This is a genomic window from Agrobacterium sp. 6Ca8 (assembly GCF_055382765.1).
This window is the reverse complement of record NZ_AP026433.1, coordinates 1,124,001-1,140,627: the sequence shown is the minus strand read 5'-3', so window position 1 is coordinate 1,140,627 and position 16,627 is coordinate 1,124,001. Positions and strand designations below refer to the sequence as shown.

Annotated in this window: 21 protein-coding genes; 13 read left to right on the top strand and 8 right to left on the bottom strand. The window is 56.9% G+C overall.

What is annotated here, in order from left to right; translation table 11 throughout:
• Positions 1-30 precede the first annotated feature (30 nt).
• On the bottom strand, positions 31-1,113 hold the full coding sequence (locus ACZ5A6_RS05695) for a 4-oxalomesaconate tautomerase (RefSeq protein WP_019566291.1): 1,083 nt from the start codon (positions 1,111-1,113) through the stop codon (positions 31-33).
• Positions 1,114-1,218: 105 nt separating this feature from the next.
• On the opposite strand from ACZ5A6_RS05695, the gene ACZ5A6_RS05690 reads away from it, so the two are divergent.
• The 8 genes from ACZ5A6_RS05690 (at position 1,219) to ACZ5A6_RS05655 (ending at position 8,073) form a co-directional block, all read left to right on the top strand.
• Entirely contained in the window at positions 1,219-2,115 is an 897-nt protein-coding gene (locus tag ACZ5A6_RS05690) for a LysR family transcriptional regulator (protein ID WP_003515217.1), read from the top strand.
• Positions 2,116-2,804: 689 nt separating this feature from the next.
• Positions 2,805-4,232, top strand: coding sequence for an ISNCY family transposase (locus ACZ5A6_RS05685; RefSeq protein ID WP_174061224.1), 1,428 nt, complete (start codon positions 2,805-2,807; stop codon positions 4,230-4,232).
• Between the two features lie 63 nt (positions 4,233-4,295).
• On the top strand, positions 4,296-4,583 hold the full coding sequence (locus ACZ5A6_RS05680; protein ID WP_081307256.1) for a hypothetical protein: 288 nt from the start codon (positions 4,296-4,298) through the stop codon (positions 4,581-4,583).
• Positions 4,584-5,072: 489 nt separating this feature from the next.
• The gene (locus tag ACZ5A6_RS05675; protein ID WP_013636071.1) at positions 5,073-5,639 is read left to right on the top strand and encodes a YceI family protein; all 567 of its coding nucleotides are present in this window, start codon (positions 5,073-5,075) and stop codon (positions 5,637-5,639) included.
• A 111-nt stretch (positions 5,640-5,750) separates the two neighbouring features.
• On the top strand, positions 5,751-6,140 hold the full coding sequence (locus ACZ5A6_RS05670) for a COG4315 family predicted lipoprotein (RefSeq protein ID WP_013636070.1): 390 nt from the start codon (positions 5,751-5,753) through the stop codon (positions 6,138-6,140).
• Positions 6,141-6,145: 5 nt separating this feature from the next.
• Positions 6,146-6,652: a sigma-70 family RNA polymerase sigma factor gene (locus ACZ5A6_RS05665; protein ID WP_003512998.1), complete on the top strand. Its 507-nt coding sequence runs from the start codon at positions 6,146-6,148 to the stop codon at positions 6,650-6,652.
• Positions 6,649-7,428 (top strand): anti-sigma factor family protein, encoded by a 780-nt coding sequence (locus ACZ5A6_RS05660; protein ID WP_013636068.1) that lies wholly within the window; start codon positions 6,649-6,651, stop codon positions 7,426-7,428. The genes ACZ5A6_RS05665 and ACZ5A6_RS05660 overlap by 4 nt, the downstream gene beginning before the upstream one ends.
• Positions 7,429-7,431: 3 nt before the next feature.
• Positions 7,432-8,073, top strand: a complete 642-nt coding sequence (locus ACZ5A6_RS05655) for a cytochrome b (protein WP_013636067.1) — start codon at positions 7,432-7,434, stop codon at positions 8,071-8,073.
• On the opposite strand, the gene ACZ5A6_RS05650 is transcribed toward ACZ5A6_RS05655, so the two are convergent.
• On the bottom strand, positions 8,074-8,724 hold the full coding sequence (locus tag ACZ5A6_RS05650; protein ID WP_013636066.1) for a pyridoxamine 5'-phosphate oxidase family protein: 651 nt from the start codon (positions 8,722-8,724) through the stop codon (positions 8,074-8,076).
• Positions 8,725-9,022: 298 nt separating this feature from the next.
• Complete coding sequence (locus ACZ5A6_RS05645; RefSeq protein WP_065688284.1) at positions 9,023-9,673, bottom strand: glutathione S-transferase family protein; 651 nt, start codon at positions 9,671-9,673, stop codon at positions 9,023-9,025.
• Between the two features lie 268 nt (positions 9,674-9,941).
• On the opposite strand from ACZ5A6_RS05645, the gene ACZ5A6_RS05640 reads away from it, so the two are divergent.
• On the top strand, positions 9,942-10,598 hold the full coding sequence (locus ACZ5A6_RS05640; RefSeq protein ID WP_003512980.1) for a peroxiredoxin: 657 nt from the start codon (positions 9,942-9,944) through the stop codon (positions 10,596-10,598).
• A gap of 64 nt (positions 10,599-10,662) precedes the next feature.
• On the opposite strand, the gene ACZ5A6_RS05635 is transcribed toward ACZ5A6_RS05640, so the two are convergent.
• A complete protein-coding gene (locus tag ACZ5A6_RS05635; RefSeq protein ID WP_003512978.1) occupies positions 10,663-11,115 on the bottom strand; it encodes a DUF5680 domain-containing protein in 453 nt (150 codons plus the stop codon).
• Positions 11,116-11,280: 165 nt separating this feature from the next.
• Here ACZ5A6_RS05635 and ACZ5A6_RS05630 point away from each other — a divergent pair, with 165 nt between their 5' ends.
• The 3 genes from ACZ5A6_RS05630 to fghA are packed head-to-tail and all read left to right on the top strand — an operon-like array spanning position 11,281 to position 13,288.
• The gene (locus ACZ5A6_RS05630) at positions 11,281-11,736 is read left to right on the top strand and encodes a YaiI/YqxD family protein (protein ID WP_003512976.1); all 456 of its coding nucleotides are present in this window, start codon (positions 11,281-11,283) and stop codon (positions 11,734-11,736) included.
• A gap of 25 nt (positions 11,737-11,761) precedes the next feature.
• On the top strand, positions 11,762-12,421 hold the full coding sequence (locus tag ACZ5A6_RS05625) for a DUF1345 domain-containing protein (RefSeq protein ID WP_003512974.1): 660 nt from the start codon (positions 11,762-11,764) through the stop codon (positions 12,419-12,421).
• A 33-nt stretch (positions 12,422-12,454) separates the two neighbouring features.
• On the top strand, positions 12,455-13,288 hold the full coding sequence (gene fghA / locus ACZ5A6_RS05620; protein ID WP_065688283.1) for an S-formylglutathione hydrolase: 834 nt from the start codon (positions 12,455-12,457) through the stop codon (positions 13,286-13,288).
• Positions 13,289-13,396: 108 nt separating this feature from the next.
• On the opposite strand, the gene ACZ5A6_RS05615 is transcribed toward fghA, so the two are convergent.
• On the bottom strand, positions 13,397-13,795 hold the full coding sequence (locus ACZ5A6_RS05615) for a RidA family protein (protein WP_065688282.1): 399 nt from the start codon (positions 13,793-13,795) through the stop codon (positions 13,397-13,399).
• 165 nt (positions 13,796-13,960) lie between these two features.
• Here ACZ5A6_RS05615 and ACZ5A6_RS05610 point away from each other — a divergent pair, with 165 nt between their 5' ends.
• Entirely contained in the window at positions 13,961-14,554 is a 594-nt protein-coding gene (locus tag ACZ5A6_RS05610; RefSeq protein ID WP_112152860.1) for a TetR/AcrR family transcriptional regulator, read from the top strand.
• A 24-nt stretch (positions 14,555-14,578) separates the two neighbouring features.
• Here ACZ5A6_RS05610 and ACZ5A6_RS05605 read toward each other — a convergent pair whose 3' ends face one another.
• From ACZ5A6_RS05605 to ACZ5A6_RS05595, 3 genes are read right to left on the bottom strand one after another with little or no spacing between them, the layout of a single operon-like run.
• The gene (locus ACZ5A6_RS05605; RefSeq protein ID WP_013636057.1) at positions 14,579-15,067 is read right to left on the bottom strand and encodes a hypothetical protein; all 489 of its coding nucleotides are present in this window, start codon (positions 15,065-15,067) and stop codon (positions 14,579-14,581) included.
• A gap of 60 nt (positions 15,068-15,127) precedes the next feature.
• A complete protein-coding gene (locus ACZ5A6_RS05600) occupies positions 15,128-15,922 on the bottom strand; it encodes an ATP12 family chaperone protein (RefSeq protein ID WP_003512964.1) in 795 nt (264 codons plus the stop codon).
• 30 nt (positions 15,923-15,952) lie between these two features.
• The gene (locus ACZ5A6_RS05595; RefSeq protein WP_065688280.1) at positions 15,953-16,621 is read right to left on the bottom strand and encodes an HAD family hydrolase; all 669 of its coding nucleotides are present in this window, start codon (positions 16,619-16,621) and stop codon (positions 15,953-15,955) included.
• Positions 16,622-16,627: the final 6 nt, after the last annotated feature.

Sequence of the window (16,627 nt, the reverse complement as noted above, 5' to 3'; positions counted from 1 at the left end):
TTGCTATGTTTTGAGCCAGTATGGCTTTGTCTAGGCTGCGTCTTCAATCGCAGCGTTTGGCTTGGCGAAGGCAAAGCCTTCGAAAAGTCTGCGGGCCGTTCTCACAAGCCCGGCTGTTATTGCTCCGTTCCGCATCTCAAGTTGCACGTCCAGCCGACCGGCGGGATGCTCGATGCAGATCTGGGTCGGAACAGATCGATTTCCCGCTTGTTCAAATGCCACGGAGCCTTCCGTGATCGCTGCGGTTGCTATGCCAACGGCGCCGGTCGTTGCCAGGGCAGGGTGGCACTCATTGGGCATGAAGTACCGGACAGACAGAGTGCCTCCCTTGCGGGCCGGCGCTACGATCACGGGTTTTGGTATGACCATATCCGTTACATTCCCCATCCCCATCAATTTGCCTGCCTGAATGCGTATGCGGGTCAATCGTTCGATGAGATCGCTATTGGAAGTCAGGGTCTGCGGATCTTCATATCCCGTGACGCCGAGGTCTCCCGCACGCATGAGGACCATCGGAATTGCGCAGTCTATCGCTGTCACATCTATTCCCTCAACCGTGTCGACAGGGTTTCCGGTGGGCAACAGTTTTCCGGTTTTCGCACCCGCCGCATCCACGAAAGTCAGGGCGATCGGTGCAGCCAGACCCGGAACGCCGTCGATGGATGCGTCTCCGAGATAAATTACTTCGCGACCACGCGTCGGCACCTTTGCCTCGATCAATTTTCCGGTGTTCACGTTGTGGATGCGAACCACGGTATCGCTTCCCCGAGCCTCGACAAGTCCAGCTTCGATCGCAAAGGGACCGACCGCGGCCAGCATATTTCCGCAATTGGGCGAATAGTCGACATACTGCCTGTCGGTACGAACCTGTGCGAACAGATAGTCGATGTCTGCGCCTTCGACGGTGGAAGGACCTATGATCGCCACTTTCGAGGTGACCGGATTGCCGCCTCCTATCCCGTCTATCTGCAGCGGATGACCGGAACCCATGATGGACAAAAGTGCCGCATCCCGTTCCGCTCGATTACGCGGAAGGTCAGACGCCAGGAAGAACGGTCCACGAGATGTTCCGCCGCGCATCAGCACACAGGGTATCTTAAGCAGGTCGTTCATTTATCGCCTCAATCTTGCATTTGGTGGATCAATCCGCCTTGTTGTTGCAATATGAGCAAAAGAATCTAATCTGTTAAATGCAATGTTCGGAGGTATTATTGCGATATGAGCATCAATTGCGAAATTCTGGATCTAAGAGCATTTCAAGCAGTAGTTGAGCTTGAAAGTTTTCATAGGGCTGCCGACGCGTTGCATATTTCGCAACCGGCGCTTACCCGGCGCATCCAGAAACTGGAACAGGCCATTGGCGCGCCACTCCTCGAAAGGACCACACGCCACGTTGCCCCGACAGCGATGGGTCAGGAGGTAATGCCGCTTGTCCGGCGCATGCTGGAAGAGTTCGACGGATCGCTTTTTGCGATGAAAGATGGTGCACATCGGCGCGGCCTCATCACGATGGCCTGCGTTCCAACCGCAGCGTTTTATTTTCTACCCACCGTGATCAAAACATTTAGCAAGCAATATCCGCATATTAGGCTGCGTATCAGAGACCTTACGGCAAACGAGGGGCTGCAGGCGGTTGCGCGGGGCGAGGTGGAGTTCGGGATAAACCTCATGGGTAATTCTGATCCAGACCTGGCATTCGAACCTCTTATCGATGACCCATTTGTGCTGGCGATGCGGAAAGACCACCCTCTGGCGGCTTTCGAAACGATCCAATGGAATCAACTGGAGCCTTACCCGCTGGTTGTCGTCGATCGCTCCAGCGGCAATAGAACGCTTCTGGATGGCGCACTCGCGCGGCACAATCTAAAGCTGAACTGGTTTTATGAGGTGACCCATCTCAATACCTCGCTTGGCCTGGTGGAGGCTGGGTTGGGGATTTCCGTGTTGCCGCGACTGGCTACCCCACAGGATGACCATCCTTTCCTCGTCACGCGGCCGATCGTTAATCCCGTGGTCTCCCGAACCATCGGTATCGTGCAAAGAAGAAGCAGCGCCTTATCTCCCGCCGCGGAGAAATTCGTGGAAATGCTGTTGAAGACCTGGAAAACGCCTTAGGGTTTGCAGCCGTTCATATCACCGTAAAGGGTTGGGTCTGACGCCACTCGGTGTAAGGTCGAGAAACGGGCGAGGGTGACGACGTCTTCTCAGAGATGGTTGCGTCGTCACGCCGCCTTACCGGCTCTTCTAATAGCGGACCGCCTTGGCGTTCTGGGTCATAGATATGGGTTTTACTGTTGCCATTTTCGCTGTTGAAGGAAACGGCGATGTGCACCGCGCCGATTGACGTCAGCAAGCTCAATACTGATCAACCGCACAATGTGGATGTGGTTGAAGATCATAGCCTGCTTATCGACTGACAAGGCATACTCGCAGCAAGAGCGACCTCCATCAGTATCGCTTGAGGCAATAATGTGAGGCGGAAATTGAGTGGTGTTTTGTCTAGAGCGAAAGGATTCGTTACGCTTCGACTCAGCGCGATAACGCGACAACCAGATAAGGTTCAAAACGAGTTCTGAAGGTTGCCTAAAGAGTCATTTGGACTGAAAACGCAAGACATTTAAACCAGAAAAAGTTCCATAATCTATCTTATGCGATTATCGTATGTAGCGGCTATTTAGTAATGCGACAGTTGGGCCAGTTAGAGATGCGACAGTCTCGCCTCTCGATGTTCTGGTCAATGCCAACGTTGGGAGCAAGGATGACGACCTTCAACCTGGTCGAGACCATGTGCGGTCGGAGTCGTCATGTCCTGTTTGATCACCATGTCGCAGAAAGAATTGCATCGCCTCGAAGTTATTCAGAAGATCCGTGATCAGCGCCTGTGCGTCGTCCAGGCCGCTGAACTGCTTGGCCTCAGCCGAAGTCAGGTGCACAGGCTGCTGCAGGCCTATGACCACTCTGGTGCGGCCGGTCTGGTTTCGAAGAAGCGAGCGCGGCCAAGCAATCGGCGCCACAGCGAGGAGTTTCGCAATGCGGCGCTGGATCTGATCCGCGAACGCTATCTGGATTTCGGCCCGACGCTGGCGCGGGAGAAGCTGATCGAATTGCACCGGATCTCTGTCGCCAAGGAGACGCTGCGGCAATGGATGACCGAGGCTGGCATCTGGGTCTCGCGTCGCGAACGCAAGAAACGGGTTTTCCAACCACGCGGCCGGCGCGATTGCTTTGGCGAACTGGTGCAGATCGATGGCTCGCATCACTGGTGGTTCGAGAACCGCGGCCCCAAATGCGCCCTGCTCGTCTACATCGATGACGCCACCGGCAAGCTCTTGCATCTTCGCTTTGCCGGATCGGAGAACACGTTCGACTATCTGCATGCGACGAAGGCTTATCTGCAGCAATGGGGCAAGCCGCTGGCTTTCTACAGCGACAAGCATGGCGTGTTTCGCTCTACGCACGCCTCGCAGAAAGATCGAACCGGTGGCCTGACACAGTTCGGACGCGCGCTTTATGAGCTGAACATCGATATCATCTGCGCCAATACCCCGCAGGCCAAGGGTCGAGTTGAACGTGCGAACCAGACCCTGCAGGATCGATTGGTCAAAGAATTAAGGCTTCGCGGTATCGACACGATAGAAGCTGCTAACCACTACGTTCCGGAATTCATTGCTGATTTCAACGCGCGTTTTGGCAAGCCACCACGAAATCAGAAAGACATGCATCGTCCCCTCGCCGCCCATGAGAACCTTGACGGCGCCATGTGCCGCAAGGAAGTGCGCACGCTGTCGCAGGCACTGACGTTGCGCTACGACAAGGTGTTATTTATCCTCGATCCAACAGAACAGGCCAATGCGCTGGCGGGAAAGAAGGTCGTCGTCTGCGACTATCCGGACGGTCGCCTCGAGATCATGCACGAGAGCTTCACCCTACCCTACAAAACCTTTGATAAGTTGCGATCAGTGCACCGATCCGAAGTGGTCGAGAACAAGCGGCTGGACGACATGCTGTTGATCGTGGCCGAGATGCAGGCCGGGCGGGAACAGCAGCGCAGCAAGAGCGGCCCTCGCCGCACCGGCCAGACGGATCATATGTTCGGCATTCGCGATGGCAGCCAGAGCAACGGTTATCAGAAGCGCGGCCGCAAGCCCGGCCGGCGGACGGACTTCATGAACGACCAGGAGGTGATTGCCAAAAGGCAGAAGGCGCTGGCGCGGATGGAAGCGGCGGAATGAACTGGCGACGTTGAATGCCAGCGGTCTATTGCAGACGTCAGCGGCGCATGCGAGTTTCGCGTTATGAAAGACGAACAACAAACTTCTTCCGATCATACACAAATCCACCTTGCTCCAGACGAAGCTCTGGTTCTTTTTGAGCTTCTTTCTCGTTGGTGCAAAGAGAGCAGCGCTCCCACGCCAAGCGCGTCCTGTTTCGAGAGCCCTGCCGAATGCGCTGTGCTGCACGGACTGCTTGCCGGTCTCGAAAAGCAGCTGGTTGCACCCTTCAGGGCAGACTACCTTGACCTTGTAAAAGAGGCCCGTCGCCGTTTGCAGCCATCGTGGGATTATCCTGCACTTAGGGTTTGATCTCATACCCGGAATGCCTGTTGATTGCCAAGGCAGATTATGCACCCTGCTGAGGAAGCTAAAGCCGAATAGGCATTCCCTCACCCGCCCCCGCTCCTCCCTTGCAACCCGGCCCAGCCGGTCGGATCGGGGGCTGACCGTCGGTGCCTGTGTCGCGTTTCTAAACAGCTGGCGAAGTCGCGCCTCTAACCAGCTTTGACATCGTATGTGGTAAGCTGATGAAGCTTTCTATGGTCCCGAGCGCCTCACCTTCATCAGCGCCGCCTAGACACTCTGTACCTCGCTCGAGCACAATAACGAGCAAAGGATTTAGAGAAAGCACCTAGCCTTGAGTGGGCTTTGAACCCATGAAAGACATTGCTGACGAAATGCCCATGCATTGGCTGATGCGGCAAAGATTTTGATGATCTGTCGGAACTGATAGGGATTAAATAGTAGCCAGCGGTGTTCTCACGGGTACGACCACGTACTCATGAAGGAGCCTGCGCCGTGAAGCACCTCTATTCCATCACACTCGTTATTGCCACATTGGCCTGCACGGCCGTATCTGCAAGCCCGTTTTCGTCGGCCGCCGGACGTTACCGTATCGATCCCGCCTCGCACATCGGATTTTCGATTGCACAGGTTGCCGGTCCGGGCATCAACGGCACTATTCCCGATATATCCGGCCGCTTCGATATCGATCCGGACCAACCGTCCAAGTCCTATGTGGAAATCAGTTTGAACCCTTCCAGCGTGAAGACAGGCCAGGAACGGGTGGAAAATTTCCTGCGGTCCAGCGCGGTTTTCAACATCGCCGCCTATCCGCAGATCGTGTTTCGCTCCAACCGCGTTACGCAGGACGGGCCGCGCAGCGCGGTGGTTGAAGGTGTGCTCACGGCCCGAGGCGTCTCCAGAGCCGAGACGTTTCACGCAACATTCGTTGAGCAGCAAAAGGGTTCCGTCACCTTCCATGTCACCGGAAATATCCCCCGACTGCCCTATGGCATGGGCGTTGGCGTGCCGCTCTATTCGAACACGGTTGCCTTCGACATAGATTTGAAGGGCGTCAGATAAAAACGACGGAACGTCAAAAAAATCGGCGGGACGGGATTAATTGCCGCTGGCCGGTGTTCTGTCTTGTATCGGACATGGTGTCCGCACCGTTACCTCTCAAAGGACGATCTCATGCGTGAACATCATTTCATTCTGGCAGGCGCTCTCGCGCTCGCCTCCACTGCCGCGCTTGCCGAACCATACGCCGGTGGCGCGGTGGTTGAAACGGCGACGGCAAAGGGCACGATCCTGACTGACGCCAAGGGCATGACCCTTTATACGTTCGACAATGATGGCGATGGCTCGTCAGCCTGCTATGACGCCTGCACGAAGAAATGGCCGCCGCTTGCGGCTGCCAAAACCGACAAGGCGGATGGCGACTACAGACCACTCGCCCGTAGGGATGGCACGATGCAGTGGTCGCATGATGGAAAGCCGCTATATCATTGGCAGATGGACAAGAAGCCCGGCGATGTCACAGGTGATGGTGTTGGTGGCATCTGGCACGTTGCCAAGGAATAGCACCGATGCCTGATTTTCTTGACGAGATCACAAGTTGCATACCGGCGCTTCGACGTTACGCGAATGCGCTCACGCACGACCGTGACACGGCTGACGATCTCGTTCAGGACTGCCTGGAAAGAGCCATCCGCAAAAAGGCGCTGTGGCGGCCGCAGGGGCCGTTACGTCCATGGTTGTACCGTGTGCTGGTCAACGTTTACCGCAACAATCTGCGCGGCAGAAACCGCCGGCCCTCGCAAATCCCGATTGATGATGTTGCCGAGCAGATGTTTGTACCGGCGCCGCAGACGGGCCGGATCGCGCTTGCCGAAATGGCCCGTGCCATCGAAAAACTGTCAGGCGAGCACCGTGAGGCCCTCCTCCTCGTCGTCGTCGAAGGCCTGAGCTATGCGGAAGCGGCAAAGGTTCTGGAAATTCCGTTGGGTACTTTGATGTCCCGTCTGGGGCGCGCCCGAACAGCCTTGGCCCGCATGACCCAGGAAGACCAGCCAAATCTCAAGGTGATAAAATGACTGGCAACGAGCCGCAGATAACCGAAGCCGATCTGATATCCTATGTCGACGGGCAGCTCGAAGACGAGCGACGTGATGCCGTTCGCTCCCACCTCGCCTCCAATCCGGCCGATGCGCGCAAGGTCGAGATATGGCAGCGGCAGAATGCGACACTTACGGCTCTCTATCGCCCTGCTGATGTCGATGTTTTACCCGAGCGCCTCGATGTTTATCGGATGGAGCGGCGCTTGCGATCGGAGCGTGCAAATTGGCGCAATCTGGCAGCGGCATCCGTTCTCGTTCTGGCAGTTGGACTGACAGGTGGCTGGTTCGGGCGCGGACTTGTGTCGGAGGTCGAGGCACCTGCCCATTCCATTGTGGCGGATGCGACGCAGGCGCACAAGTTGTTTGCAAGCGAGGTTCTGCACCCTGTCGAAGTTCGGGCTGATGCCGAGAACGGTTCCAGCCTGCCGAAATGGCTGTCAAAACGGCTCGACCGTAAACTCAACGTGCCGGACCTCACCCGCCATGGCTTGTCCCTTGTCGGCGGCCGGGTGCTGCCCAGCTCCGAAGGCGCCGCAGCTCAACTGATGTATGAAGACAAAAGTGGGCAGCGTATCACTCTTTACATCGTGGCTGCGGCTGAGACGAGCGATACCGCCATGCGGCGCTCCAATGTCGACGCGCTGGAAACAGTGTCCTGGGATGACGAAACAATCCGCTGCGCCCTGGTCGGCAGCCTGCCGTCCGACCGCATGGACGCTATTGCCAAAGACACCTATCAACAGCTGAGTTAGCCGATGCAATATCTCAAGGGTCATTCCGATAGAGCGACGAGCGGCGTAAGGAGATGGCGAAACACGCCCGCCTCCTTTGGTTTGGTGGCGATCGTTTTCCATTGGACGATCGCGCTCCTATTCCTCGCGCAGCTTGCGCTGGGATATCTCATGAGCCGCGACATCGATCCGGTGCTTCAGTTCAATCTTTTTCAGTATCACAAGTCGATTGGGTTTCTGGTTCTGGCCCTTGCCGCCCCCCGCTTCATCTGGTCGGTTTTCAGCAGAAAACCGCGGGCTCTGGATGGTGAAGGGATGGCTTCGAGGTTGGCCGCACGGTCGGCTCACGCCGCGCTGCTGTTCCTTACTCTCGCCGTTCCCCTTGCCGGTTGGGCCGTCGCGTCGACGTCTCCTCTGCAGATCCCCAGTTATGTCTTTGATCTTGTCGTCGTGCCGGGACTACCCATGGCGATCTCCGACCAAGCCGAGGCCTTTTGGACTGAGGTTCACGCCACTCTGGCCTATCTTGCCGCAGTTATCGTCGTTCTTCATGTGGCAGCAGCGCTGTGGCACCATTTCGTCCGCAAAGATCCAACGCTTCGGCGCATGATCGCTTTCAGGGCTGCTGCTGATAACATGGGCCGCACCGCCTCCCCTCGAAAATAGCTAATAAAGTGTTCTCTGGTAGTCCTTTTCCAGATCGTCATCCAATTTCCGCATCTCATCCTTGTTGCTGGGCGCCCCCGTCGTTTCGTCAAGGATGATTTTGATGAGCGACGGCATCTCGGAGCGATCCTGAAAATGATCCGGGCTCCACAAATGAGACCGCCGAAACGCCTTGGCGCAATGCATGAAAACCTCACTCACCCTGACGACAATCGCGAGTTTGGGCGCACGATCATTGATGCTCATGCTTCTCAGAAGTTCCGGGTCGGTTGCGAGCTTTGCCTGCCCGTTCACACGCAACGTGTCGTCAAATCCCGGTATGACAAACAGCAGCCCGACGCTTGGATTGGCAATGATATTGGTCAACGTATCCAGACGATTGTTACCCGGTCGATCCGGTATCGCGAGTGTGCGTTCATCAAGAATCTTGACGAACCCCGCAGGGTCGCCGCGAGGGCTTACGTCAGCACTTCCCGCCAAATTCTGCGTTCCTATGCACAGGAACGGAGAGCGTCTGATAAATTCCCGCGCATGCTCGCCAATGGTGTCCTGACACTTCAATATCGCCAGCGCGTGGGTGGCCTCGAACAATCCTCGAAGCGATGGCTCATCTGTTATTGCAAATTCCGGATCAAGTTCAAACGCCGTCATCATACCTCACCCTTGTGACGTTGCCCCGTTGTTCCCATCAGCTTCACCAGACGAAAACGCCTAGATATTGCTGACATATCGATTGTTCTTCTCTGTCCGCATTTGAGCTGCTTCTAAGTTTGAGGTACGTACCTCAATATTAGCACTATCGCAGATTTCAATTTCAATCAAGAAGTAGAACCGGCTGCGATAGAGGCACAACAATCACCGAAGCGGCTGCGGGAGCCTTTGAGGGCGGGCGATCCTGTACAGACAGTGTAGTGGGTTCTTACCTAAGGCCCTCGCTATTCACCGACGTTCAAGCGCTCGAGGCGGCCTTGAAGACGGCAAGCTGGTCGGCAAAGGCGCGTTGATAGGCCGGACGCGCCTCACCGCGAGCCACATAGGCTGAAAGGTTTGGATATTCGTCGAGGATGCCTGAGCTTTTTATCCTTTGCAGCACCGATATCATCAACAGATCTCCAGCGCTGAACGCACCGTCGAGCCAGTCGTCGTCACCGAGGCAGCGGGAGAGTTCGCCGAGCCGTTTGCGGATATTTTTATCGATCATCGCTAAGCGCTCTTCGTACCAGCTCTTGTCGCCCTCCAGAAATCGGGCAATCGAGCGGTCAACGATTGGCGGCTCCACTGTGTTGAGCGCGGCGAACATCCAGGTTATCGCCCGTGCCCGCGCATTCACATCCCGCGGCAACAGGCCGGCATTGCGCTCCGCGATGTGGAAAATGATCGCGCCGGATTCGAACAGTACGAGGTCGCCCTCCTCATAGGTCGGGATCTGTCCGAACGGCTGAAGTGCCAGATGCGCAGGTTCCCGCATCGCCTTGAAGGAGAGAAGGCGAACATCGTAGGACAGTCCCGCTTCCTCCAGCGCCCAGCGGACGCGCATGTCGCGGGCCAGACCCTTGCCGCCATCGGGCGAGCGTTCAAAAGCGGTAATCGTGATCGTCATTGCTGTTCCCCATCGCGTCTGTTTGGAGACTATTGGCTCATTGTGGTCGAGCATCAGCTTTTTGCGCCGGCCGGAAAAGGCAGCGCGTCAGAATAGGCGTTTGCCAGAACGAAAACAATCCTTGTACGTTTCCATGACAGGTCATTAGCGTGCCGTTTGCCGTGGAAAGGGCTGGCCATTTCACGCAAAAACTCTAAGCTCCTGCGCCGGACGCGGATTGCCAAAACCTTCAGGATTTCAATTTAAATCATTAGGGAGAAACCATCAGATGAGCCTGCGTATAAACGACATCGCACCCGATTTCACCGCCGAGACCACACACGGTCCGGTGAGCTTTCACGAATGGATCGGCGACGGCTGGGCGGTCCTGTTTTCACATCCGAAGAATTTCACGCCGGTCTGCACCACGGAACTCGGCGCGATGGGCGGCCTGCAGCCGGAATTCGAAAAGCGCGGCGTCAAGATCATCGGCATTTCGGTCGATCCGGTCGAAAGCCATGAGAAATGGAAAAACGACATCCGCACCGCGACCGGCTTTAATGTCGATTATCCGCTGATCGGCGACAAGGACCTGAAAGTCGCGAAGCTCTATGACATGCTGCCGGCGGGCGCTGGTGACAGTTCCGAAGGCCGCACGCCGGCTGACAACGCCACCGTGCGCTCCGTCTTCGTTGTCGGTCCCGACAAGAAGATCAAGCTGGTCCTCACCTACCCGATGACCACCGGGCGCAACTTCGACGAAATTCTTCGCGCGATCGATTCCATCCAGCTGACTTCTAAACATCAGGTGGCGACACCGGCAAACTGGAAACAGGGCGAAGACGTCATTATCACCGCCGCCGTCTCCAACGAGGATGCGATTGCCCGTTTCGGCTCCTATGACACTGTTCTTCCATACCTACGCAAGACGAAGCAGCCCGGCTGATTTGAAATCGATAAAGGGGGCGATGGATCTCCATCGTCCCTCTTTAATCTTACTCGCGGCGCAGCTACGGCTTTATCACGCCGCCGTGGTAGTCGAGCCGGTACACCTCAACGCTGTCCCGATATATGCGCTCCACGCCGGTAAAGGTCCGGAATTCGCCCTCATTGGTATCGACATAGATCATGTCTTCGACCTCGTGGGTGAAGCCGCCGAGGAAGCGCCCTTCCCTGTATAGCGTGGAAAGCGATCGCTGGATCACCCTGCCCGCCACCGTGCCGTCGATTAGCTCAGGGCGGATGATGCGGCCGTAATAATTCATGGCCCAAAGTGGAATTCCCTGATGCCAGACGACCTCCTGACCGATGAAGTCGGTTCCGCCGAAATAGCTATCGATATAGTTCCAGTCGCCGCTTTGAAAACCTAGGTCGTGTGAGCCGATGCGGGTGGGCGTCGAGGATTTGTTGCCGCCGCCCACATAAGTGGCGGACTTGGCCTGCACGATGAATTCTTCCAGCATCGGGAATACCTCACATCAGGAACATAAAGTGAACATACTGGACTTGTGTGAAGGTCGCAAGCGTATTCCTTACCCTGCCTGTCGCCATATTTTCACAGATGGCGGCTTGGTAATCGCAGCGTTTGCCCTTAAAAGCGATGCATAAATGATCCTCGAAGAGTGCCCATGTCGCAGACCCCGCAAATCTATGTCGATGCCGACGCCTGCCCCGTGAAACCCGAGATTCTCAAGGTGGCGGAACGGCATGGGCTGGAGGTGACATTCGTTGCCAATTCCGGTTTGCGCCCGTCGCGCGATCCGATGGTGAAAAACGTGATCGTATCGGCCGGTTTCGATGCGGCGGATGACTGGATTGCGGAGCGTGCGGGCGAAAACGATATCGTCATTACCGCCGATGTGCCGCTCGCCGGGCGTTGCGTTGCCAGGGGCGCGCTGGTGACAGGACCGACCGGCCGCGTTTTCGACCAAACCAACATCGGCATGGCAACTGCGATGCGCGACCTTGGCGCACACCTGCGCGAGACCGGTGAGAGCAAGGGATATAACGCGGCTTTTTCGCCGCGCGACCGGTCTGCTTTTCTGGAGACGCTTGACCGTTTCTGCCGCCGTGTCAAAAAATGACCGCGTAAACAGGAAGGCGCAGCCCATGACCCCGGCCAATCCGCATAGCAACACCTACAGCCGCCATAAGCCTTTCTTCGTCGCTCTTTTTGTTGGCGCCTTCGGCCTTGGCTTGGCGCTGGCATTCGCACGGCCGCTCGCCATCGAAATTGCAGCCATTCTGTTTTTCCTGACCTATCTCGGGCTGGTGGCCTTTCGGCTTCCGAAATTAACGGCCCAGCACCTGAAAGCGCATGCCGATAGTGATGACCTGCCGGCAATGGCCATCATCGCCATTACGCTGATCGCTGCCACCGTCGCCGTCGTTTCACTTTTCCAGGCACTCAACCATTCCGGCGAAACCGTCTGGACGCTGCTGCTCGCCTTCGGCTCCGTGATTTTCGGGTGGCTGACAATCCACACCATGACCGCCTTGCACTACGCCCATCTTTACTGGCGTCCGGAAACCGTTGATGGCAAGCGCAAGCATCGCGGCGGCATGGATTTCCCGGCAACGAAGGAACCCTGCGGTTACGACTTCCTCTATTTCGCTGTTGTCATCGGCATGACGGCTCAGACCTCGGATGTTGCTGTAACCACGACACCGATGCGCAAGGTCACGCTGTTGCACTCCATCGTCTCCTTCTTCTTCAACACGGTTCTGGTAGCAGCGGCGGTCAATGCTGCGGTCGCGCTTGCGGGCTGAACCGGAAAAAACTCTTCATAAAGGAATCGCTTCATGAATATCATCTCGCAAAATACGGCCTTTGGCGGCATGCAGGGCGTATTTTCGCACCCATCCGAAACCCTGAAATGCGAGATGACATTTGCAGTCTATGTGCCGCCGAAGGCGATCAGCGAGCCGTGCCCGGTTCTGTGGTATCTTTCCGGCCTCACTTGCACCCACGCCAATGTCATGGAAAAAGGCGAATATCGCCGCATGGCGTCCGAACTCGGGCTAATCATCGTTTGCCCGGATACCAGCCCGCGTGGCAACGATGTGCCTGATGAAGTGACCAACTGGCAGATGGGCAAGGGCGCGGGCTTTTATCTCGACGCCACGCAGGAGCCTTGGTCGGAGCACTACCATATGTACAGCTACGTGACGGAAGAGCTGCCAGCCTTCATTGGCCAGCATTTCCGCGCGGATTTGAGCCGTCAGGGCATTTTCGGCCATTCGATGGGCGGCCATGGCGCCATGACGATTGCGCTTAAGAACCCAGACCGCTTCAAGAGCTGCTCCGCCTTCGCCCCAATCGTCGCCCCCTCCTCTGCCGACTGGTCCGAACCGGCGCTGGAAAAATATCTCGGAACGGATCGTGCCGCATGGCGGCAATACGACGCCTGCTCGCTGGTCGAAGACGGCGCCCGTTTTCCGGAATTCCTGATCGACCAGGGCAAGGCCGACAGTTTCCTCGATAAAGGCCTGCGTCCCTGGCTGTTCGAAGAGGCGATCAAAGGAACCGATATCGGCCTGACGCTGCGCATGCACGAGCGTTACGACCACTCCTATTATTTCATCTCCAGCTTCATGGATGACCATCTGAAATGGCATGCCGAGCGACTTGGCTAAGGCTGCGAAAGGGGAAGCTTAACCTGCGCGGTTTGGATTCGTCCGACATCTTGAACAGCGACGTGACGGCGTTTTCAGTACGCCGTCTTCGCCATGGCTTTCGGAGATTTATGCATCCAAAGGAATGCGGGCGATGACCTTGATCTCGAAATCGAAGCCCGCGAGCCAGTTCACGCCTATTGCAGTCCAGTTCGGGTAAGGCTTCGTGCTGAAAATCTGCTCCTTGACGGCCATGATGGTTCCGAACTGTTTTTCGGGGTCCGTATGGAATGTCGTCACGTCGACAATATCATCAAATGTACAACCCGCTGCATGCAGCGTGGCTTTGAGATTTTCGAAAGCCAATTGTACCTGACGTTCAAAATCGGGTTCTGGCGTTCCATCGGAACGGCTGCCCACCTGCCCGGAAACGAACAAAAGGTCCCCGGATCGGATAGCCGCCGAATAGCCGTGCTCCTCGTAAAGAGCATGTCTGTTTGCGGGAAAGATTGCTTCGCGCTTCGCCATTTTTAAATCTCTCTTCTTTGTAATCAAGTGCACTCTCTGGGCGGAACGTTACGCTTCGAGCGCTTCACACAACGCCTTATTTGATATACGGTGCGTATTTGAATTTGGTGGCATACGTTCCGTATGTCAACCCGTATACGTCACGTATGTAAAATTGAGGAGAGTATGGCGAAACGACGCGCGGAAACGATGGAGGAAAATCGCGTAAAACTGATCGCGGCTGCACGAAAGATTTTCGCCGAAAAGGGATACTCTTCCGCATCAATGGACGAGTTGACTGCTCAGGTTGGTCTGACGCGTGGGGCGCTTTATCACAATTTCGGAGATAAGCGTGGGCTGCTGGCGGCGGTGGTCGATCAGATCGATTCTGAAATGGCGTCTCGCGCTCAAGAGATCGGGGCACTGGCCGAGGACGATTGGCAAGGTTTGCTCGCCGAGGGCGCCGCCTATATCGAAATGGCGCTTGATCCGGAAGTACAACGTATCGTTCTGCTCGACGGGCCTGCGGTGTTGGGTGATCCGTCGCAGTGGCCTAGCCAGAGCAGTTGTCTGCAGGCGACCAAGCAAACGGTTCAGAGCCTCATCGAACAGGGGGTCATCAAGTCAGTCGATGCGGAAGCTGCTGCCCGGCTTCTAAGCGGCGCTGCACTTAATGCTGCGCTATGGATCGCCGCCAGTGACGATCCCGTGAAGGTGCTGCCGAAGGCTGTCGAGGCTTTCCAGTCCATGGCCACCGGCCTTCTTGTGAAACCAGTTTAAACTCTATCTGGAAACCATACTTGTTCACGGAAACAACGCCGTCGCGAGCGTTGTCGGTCCGGGTCGGCTCAGCCGGAACTCGCGGATCACGCGCTCCGCGACGCCGTAAGCGAGATCCTGCTCGATCGACTGATTGTCGAAGCTGACGACGGTGGCGGTGAATTTGGCCTCGGCGATCACCTCGCCCGTCGCCACGGCGGCCGCACGAACGATGACACGGGCCGATGCCCGTTCTCCAAACAGGAAGGGGCCGCGGGTGACGGATGCGAGGCGAATGGTCAGCACAACGCGCGGTCTGATTTCGCCGCGTGCCGTCGTTTTGATGGCATTCTGTAGTTGCGCATGAATGGATTGCATCAATGCCGGCGCTACATCCGGCCGTGCCGCTACAAAGGCGCCGCGCACATCATAAAGCAGCCGGTCGGCATTGGTCGCCTCCGGTTCCAGCCTGAAAGACATGAGCGTGAAACACGCCAGCACAACAATGCCAAGGCGTTTCAATCGAGTGTTCATGATCTGCGGCTCCCCTAACGTGAGGTAACCGCATATTCGGTCATCAGGGTTAGAAAAGCGTTAAGGCGCGCTCTTCAACGCCTCCAGAACGTTGAGTGCTGCACGCATGTCGATGAGCCTGGTGGCGCGGCGCTCCAGCGCCTCCTCGTCCTCGCCCCAATGTTCGGCGGTCCAGTCCTCGTCAAGATGGGCCAGCGCCCAGGTTTCCTCCAGCGTCAGCTGCCCTTCCGCCAGTGCCAGCGCCAGAATGGCGGAGCCGGTCAGCGACGTCATGGTGTGCAGGGCGGCAAGCGCGATCGGCGTATCGTATTTTTTGAGCGTCACGGCAAAGGCTGCAACGGCTTCCCGAGGCTGATCGCGATGCATGACGCCTTCGACGAGAATGAAGCGTGCGCCGAGAACATTGGCCGCCCAGTCGATGACCGGATCCCAATGGTCCGCCTGCCGCGCCACAAGCGCTTCCGGTTGACCTGCGCGGTAGCACAGGAGATCGGAAGAGGAAAAGCGCAGTATGTCCTCGAAAACCGCCTGGGTGTCGCTGGCGATACCGTCGATGGCGGTGTTCACATGTCGCGAGACCGGCATGACGACCGGGTTCACCACTTCTTTCTGCGCATCCCATTCATCGCGAAGCAGATCCGCAAGCGCCTTCGATGGCAAGACAAGCGGCTTCTTGGCGGGCGTGCGCAAAGGTTTGCCATCGAGATGGATGGTGAAGCCGCCGTCTTCCACGTCAGCAACGGTAACGTCCTTATAGAAACGTTTCGGCAGGGGCCGCTGCATCTGGATTTGGGCGCGAAGGATCGGATCGGGGTGGCTGAGGCCTTCCGAAAGGTCGTTCAGGAGATCACGCATGGCACGTCCTCATCAGTCGAATAGAAAGGATCATTCAAGAATATCGGCGGGAACATGGGCCGGAATTTCGCTCGGATGGCTGACGACGGCGTCTGCGCCTGCCTTCCAGAGATCATCGACCGAGGCGTAGCCCCAGCCAACGCCGATGGCCTTTGCGCCGGCGGCCTTTGCCATCTGCATGTCATAGATAGCATCGCCGATGACGACAGTGTCGGCCGGAACCATGCCGGTTTCATGGCAACATTCCATCACCATGGCCGGATGCGGCTTGGAAGGGCAATCATCCGCCGTACGCGACACGATGAAATGCTCGGCAAAACCATGCGTTTCGAGAATATGGGTCAACCCGCGACGGCCCTTGCCGGTGACCGCGCCGATCAGCACCTCATCCCGCCTGGCGAGCGTGTCGATCAAGGGCGCGATACCGTCGAACAGCGGCTCGATCATGCCAGGTCGGGCGCGGATCGGGTGATATATTTCCCGATAGCGCTCAGTCATCGCGCGCGCCTCGTCATCCACATGCGCCTTACCGAGCATGCGGGCGATGGCGATGTCGAGCGTCAGGCCGATAATTGCCTTGGTCTGCGCAATATCAGGCCGTGGCTTTCCGAAATCGGCAAAGGTATCGACCATGACGGCATGGATAAGGCCGGCGCTGTCGACCAGCGTGCCGTCACAATCGAAAAGAACGAGTTTCATCTGATA

Excerpts from the sequence above, each read along its gene's own strand:
- ACZ5A6_RS05610 (WP_112152860.1), top strand. The coding sequence starts at position 13,961 with ATGGCGAAACGACGCGCGGAAACGATGGAGGAAAATCGCGTAAAACTG.
- ACZ5A6_RS05625 (WP_003512974.1), top strand. The coding sequence starts at position 11,762 with ATGACCCCGGCCAATCCGCATAGCAACACCTACAGCCGCCATAAGCCT.
- ACZ5A6_RS05605 (WP_013636057.1), bottom strand. The coding sequence starts at position 15,067 with ATGAACACTCGATTGAAACGCCTTGGCATTGTTGTGCTGGCGTGTTTC.
- ACZ5A6_RS05650 (WP_013636066.1), bottom strand. The coding sequence starts at position 8,724 with ATGACGGCGTTTGAACTTGATCCGGAATTTGCAATAACAGATGAGCCA.
- ACZ5A6_RS05645 (WP_065688284.1), bottom strand. The coding sequence starts at position 9,673 with ATGACGATCACGATTACCGCTTTTGAACGCTCGCCCGATGGCGGCAAG.
- ACZ5A6_RS05640 (WP_003512980.1), top strand. The coding sequence starts at position 9,942 with ATGAGCCTGCGTATAAACGACATCGCACCCGATTTCACCGCCGAGACC.
- ACZ5A6_RS05685 (WP_174061224.1), top strand. The coding sequence starts at position 2,805 with ATGTCCTGTTTGATCACCATGTCGCAGAAAGAATTGCATCGCCTCGAA.
- ACZ5A6_RS05595 (WP_065688280.1), bottom strand. The coding sequence starts at position 16,621 with ATGAAACTCGTTCTTTTCGATTGTGACGGCACGCTGGTCGACAGCGCC.
- fghA (WP_065688283.1), top strand. The coding sequence starts at position 12,455 with ATGAATATCATCTCGCAAAATACGGCCTTTGGCGGCATGCAGGGCGTA.
- ACZ5A6_RS05655 (WP_013636067.1), top strand. The coding sequence starts at position 7,432 with ATGCAATATCTCAAGGGTCATTCCGATAGAGCGACGAGCGGCGTAAGG.
- ACZ5A6_RS05660 (WP_013636068.1), top strand. The coding sequence starts at position 6,649 with ATGACTGGCAACGAGCCGCAGATAACCGAAGCCGATCTGATATCCTAT.
- ACZ5A6_RS05690 (WP_003515217.1), top strand. The coding sequence starts at position 1,219 with ATGAGCATCAATTGCGAAATTCTGGATCTAAGAGCATTTCAAGCAGTA.
- ACZ5A6_RS05630 (WP_003512976.1), top strand. The coding sequence starts at position 11,281 with ATGTCGCAGACCCCGCAAATCTATGTCGATGCCGACGCCTGCCCCGTG.
- ACZ5A6_RS05665 (WP_003512998.1), top strand. The coding sequence starts at position 6,146 with ATGCCTGATTTTCTTGACGAGATCACAAGTTGCATACCGGCGCTTCGA.
- ACZ5A6_RS05600 (WP_003512964.1), bottom strand. The coding sequence starts at position 15,922 with ATGCGTGATCTCCTGAACGACCTTTCGGAAGGCCTCAGCCACCCCGAT.
- ACZ5A6_RS05635 (WP_003512978.1), bottom strand. The coding sequence starts at position 11,115 with ATGCTGGAAGAATTCATCGTGCAGGCCAAGTCCGCCACTTATGTGGGC.
- ACZ5A6_RS05670 (WP_013636070.1), top strand. The coding sequence starts at position 5,751 with ATGCGTGAACATCATTTCATTCTGGCAGGCGCTCTCGCGCTCGCCTCC.
- ACZ5A6_RS05680 (WP_081307256.1), top strand. The coding sequence starts at position 4,296 with ATGAAAGACGAACAACAAACTTCTTCCGATCATACACAAATCCACCTT.
- ACZ5A6_RS05695 (WP_019566291.1), bottom strand. The coding sequence starts at position 1,113 with ATGAACGACCTGCTTAAGATACCCTGTGTGCTGATGCGCGGCGGAACA.
- ACZ5A6_RS05615 (WP_065688282.1), bottom strand. The coding sequence starts at position 13,795 with ATGGCGAAGCGCGAAGCAATCTTTCCCGCAAACAGACATGCTCTTTAC.